The organism is Candidatus Stygibacter australis (genome assembly GCA_030765845.1).
Taxonomy (GTDB): domain Bacteria; phylum Cloacimonadota; class Cloacimonadia; order Cloacimonadales; family TCS61; genus Stygibacter; species Stygibacter australis.
In genome coordinates this window covers 1-3,878 of record JAVCDJ010000191.1, presented here as the reverse complement: position 1 = coordinate 3,878, position 3,878 = coordinate 1, and the positions used below count along the sequence as shown (strand labels likewise).

General features: G+C 38.8%; 4 protein-coding genes. All 4 read right to left on the bottom strand.

The window, feature by feature from the left end; translation table 11 throughout:
* Nucleotides 1–222: hypothetical protein (locus RAO94_09720; protein MDP8322614.1), on the bottom strand; the 222-nt coding region annotated here is incomplete at its 3' end.
* 4 nt (nucleotides 223–226) lie between these two features.
* Nucleotides 227–2,617, bottom strand: coding sequence for a phenylalanine--tRNA ligase subunit beta (gene pheT, locus RAO94_09715; protein ID MDP8322613.1), 2,391 nt, complete (start codon nucleotides 2,615–2,617; stop codon nucleotides 227–229).
* Nucleotides 2,618–2,635: 18 nt separating this feature from the next.
* Nucleotides 2,636–3,658 (bottom strand): phenylalanine--tRNA ligase subunit alpha, encoded by a 1,023-nt coding sequence (locus RAO94_09710; protein MDP8322612.1) that lies wholly within the window; start codon nucleotides 3,656–3,658, stop codon nucleotides 2,636–2,638.
* A 30-nt stretch (nucleotides 3,659–3,688) separates the two neighbouring features.
* Nucleotides 3,689–3,878: 50S ribosomal protein L20 (gene rplT / locus RAO94_09705; GenBank protein ID MDP8322611.1), on the bottom strand; the 190-nt coding region annotated here is incomplete at its 5' end.

The window sequence follows — 3,878 nt, the reverse complement described above, 5'->3', positions numbered from 1 at the left end:
CTCCTGGAGAATTTTATTTGCATCTTCAAGCTCAAGATTCTTTGCCTGCAATTCTGTGATCAATACTTTTTGACTTTCCTGATCTTGTTGAGTCGATTGCAGCTCTGATATATTCTCCTCTAACTGCATTTTCTCCAGTTGAAGGGTTTCGTATTTATCTCTTAACTGCTTGAATTTATCTACAACAGCTTTAAATTTTGTTGATAATTCTGAGCTCTGCATTATTTTACCTCATCCTTATTTCATATTTTTGCTCTAAAACCTGAATGATCTTATTCATTTCCTTATTTATCAACTTATCATTCAAAGTTTTATTTACAGATGAAAAAGTCAGGCTGAATGTCAAGCTTCTTTTTTCCAGGGGGATATTTTTATCCTTATACTCATCAAATAATATTACTTCAGTGATCAGATCAGGACTTGATTTCCGGATACACTCAGCTATCTCAGAATAATCGTATCTTCTATCGATTAAAAAAGATATATCACGCAATACTGGTGGATATTTCACTATTTCCATGTAAGCAGGAACAAGATTTCTCTGCTGATTATATATAATCTCAAGATAAAGATCAAATACATAACAGGAAACTTCTATATCAAATGATGAGGAAACTTTTGGATCAAGTTTACCTACACTTGCAACAAGTTTGTCCTTAGAATAGAAGTTCAAACCTGTCCCTGGCTGATACCATTTCTCCTCAGAATACTTCTCTTCCCAAATAGTGATCCCAGAGATTATCAGAAGTTCTTCAATAACACCTTTTACATCATAAAAATCTGTTTTTACTGCCTCTTCCCGCCAATAAATTGGTTCTCTCAAACCAGTCAGTAAACCACTCAAATGATATCTCTCATCCGCAAGCTTACCTTCACCTTTTAAGAATACTTTGTTTAATTCAAATAATTTAAAATCCTTCTGATTATGATTCAAATTATAGGAAGTATTTCGCAGGATATCTGGTAAAAGCATTGGGCGCATAATGGCAAAACTGCTTCCCAAAGGATTTTTCAGAAAAACAGTATTTCTGTGTTTGTCATCTTCTGCCAAAAGAAGTTTATCCAGGTCTTCCACACTGCCAAAACTCCAGTTTACTACTTCGTAAAATCCCATTCCCACCAGAGCATCACAAATTTTTCTCTTATTGCGGAAGATCTCATAATCCATCACTTTCTGGGGTTTAAAATATGTATCTACATTATTATAACCATACAATCTGATGATCTCTTCGATCAGATCAATCTCGCGAGTAAGATCTTTCCGGTAATGTGGTGCTTCAAAACGAAGCTGATCTGTACCTTTGCTTAATAATTTCAAACCCAGGGATTCCAGAAATCTGGTTATCATACCGGGATCAATATCAATGCTTAATACTTTTTTCACTCTGCTGGGGCGGATGTCTATTTGAACTGGTTTATCCGGTTCTGGATAACTGTCTAAAACACTATCCATCAGCTCACCGCCAGCCATGGAAAGAATCAATTCACAACAACGTCTGCTGGCTAACTCTGCTTGAACATCACTTAGATCCCGTTCAAATCTGTAGGCAGAATCTGTGACGATATTCAGACGTTTTGAAGTACGACGGACTGAACTATATTTAAAATTAGCTGCTTCAATTATAATATCTTTTGTATTGTCCTTGATCTGAGAATTCGCTGCTCCTATCACTCCGGCAAGTGCTATTGCCTTATGACTGTCAGCTATCACCAGGTCTTCGGAGGTTAGATTGTATTCAAGATCATTTAACGCCAGGAATTTTTCATCAGCATTTGCCCGACGGATTATGATCTCATGATCTTCTACCAGATGATAATCAAATGCATGAAGTGGATGACCCAATTCAAACATCACATAATTGGTAGCATCTACTACATTATTGATGGGTCGAAGTCCTATCGCTCTAAGACGTCTCTGCATCCATTCAGGTGATTCAGCTATCTTCACCCCTTTGATAACTCTTGCTGTATATCGTGGACAAAGATCTGGCGACTGATTGCTAAGTTTTAAGGCAGTTGTGATTGACGTAATCCCATCAGGTAATTCCGGATCGGGCATCTTTAATTCTAGGTGCAATAGAGAACTTAAATCTCTGGCTATTCCTGTAATCCCCAGAAGGTCTGGTCGATTTGGTGTAATTTCCACATCAAAAACTGTATCTGCCAGATTATACAAAGTTGTCAGCTCTACTCCGGTTTTTGCTTCTGCAGGTAAATTCATTATCCCGTCATGATTGTCAGAAATACCCAGTTCTCGTTCGCTGCAAAGCATTCCAAAAGATAGTTCACCCCGCAATTTGGCTTTCTTGATTACAAATTCACCCAGGTCAGTACCTACTGGTGCAAGTGCTACTTTATTGCCGGCTTCGCAATTCTCCGCTCCACAGATCACCTGAATAATTTCACTGCCATTATCAACCTGACATATCCAGAGATGATCACTGTTCGGATGCCTCTTCCTTTCAGTTATTTCGGAAACTATGATCTGAGAAAGTAAAGCTCCCAGATGTTCCACAGCTTCCACTTCAATCCCGGAAAAAGTCAGTTCCTCTTCAAGCTTTTCTGCACTTAAATCTATATCAATATATTCCCGCAACCAACTATAACTTATCTTCATAATCTATTTACTCACGTTTCACGATTTAAATTGGCTCAAAAATCTGAGATCATTGTTGAATAACATTCTCATATCAGTGATTCCATAACGAAGCATTGCTATCCGGTCTATACCTAATCCAAAAGCATATCCAGTATATTTCTCACTATCGATTCCCACATATTCAAATACGTTGGGATCCACTATTCCTGCTCCACCAAGCTCCAGCCAGCCTGTATCTTTACACAAACTGCATCCGTTGCCCAGACACTTCGGGCACACCATATCCATCTCTGCACTTGGTTCGGTGAAGGGGAAAAAGTGTGGTCGGATCCGTACTGCGATTTCTGGACCAAATAGCTGCTGTGCAAAGTAATTAAGCATATCACGCAAGTCTGCTATATTGATCCCTTCATCCACCACCAATGCCTCTACCTGATGAAAACAGGGTGAATGTGTGGCATCATTATCATTTCGATATGTCCTGCCAGGGCATATTATCTTAATTGGTGGTTTAAATTTCTCCATTGTTCTTATTTGAACTGGAGATGTATGTGTCCGTAAAAGCACGTCACCTTCTATATAAAAGGTGTCAGAAAGATCTCGAGCCGGATGATCTGCTGGTGTATTCAAGGCATCAAAATTGTGATATTCATCTTCAATATCAGGACCATCAGCAACCTGAAAACCCAAACGGATGAAAAGGTCTTCAATTTCTCGCCAGGTTTGAGTAATCGGATGAAGACCTCCACGTAAATGTCGTTTGCCCGGCATCGTTAGATCCTGATGCTCTGCCTGAAGAGTTGCTGCATACTCGTTTTCTTTCAGTTTCAATAAACGGTTATTGATCATTTCTTCAAGCTGCTGCTTAGCATCATTCACTATCTTGCCAAAGGCTGGACGTTCCTCCGCAGGTAGCTCCTTTAAACGCTTCATAAAAGCATTCAATTCACTTTTCTTACCCAGATACTGCGATTTCAGTTGCATCAGATCATGCTGACGCAACGATTCTTCTATTGCCTTTTTGGCTTTCGATATCTGCTTCTGTAATTCTTCTTTCATCTTTATGATCCGCTTCGGGACAAAATTACCCTAATTCAGTTTTGATTTTGCTACTTCACAAAGTTTTGTAAAGGCATCTGGTTCGTTAAATGCCAAAAATGCCAATGCTTTACGATCTATCTCTACTTCTGCAAGCTTTAATCCGTGGATTAACTGGCTATAAGACATATTGTGTAAATGTGCTCCAGCATTGATCCTGATTATCCAAAGTCTGCGAAAT